The 255-nt window shown below is 60.4% G+C and carries 1 protein-coding gene; it reads left to right on the top strand.

The window, feature by feature from the left end; translation table 11 throughout:
- Window positions 1-255 (top strand): NAD(P)/FAD-dependent oxidoreductase (locus AB4Y44_RS42730; protein ID WP_368702849.1); only part of this gene is annotated, 255 nt, incomplete at both ends.

Here is a 255-nt window from a genome sequence, read left to right as displayed (position 1 = left end):
AATCGGCGTCTGCGTGCTGGAGAAAGGCTCGGAAATCGGGGCGCATATCCTCTCGGGCGCGGTCATGGATCCGCGTGCCCTGAACGAGCTGATTCCGGACTGGAAGGAGCAAGGCGCACCGCTGAACATGCCGGTGACCGAGGACAAGTTCCTTTTTCTTTCCGAAACGGGGGCTAAGGCTGTGCCGAACTGGGCACTGCCCGACAACTTCAAGAACCACGGCAACTACGTCATCAGCCTCGCGAACGTCACGCG

The sequence above is a fragment of the Paraburkholderia sp. BR10937 genome (assembly GCF_040965695.1).
Classification (GTDB): Bacteria; Pseudomonadota; Gammaproteobacteria; order Burkholderiales; family Burkholderiaceae; genus Paraburkholderia.
The sequence above is the reverse complement of the archived record's forward strand: the minus strand, read 5'-3'. Positions and strand labels throughout refer to the sequence as shown.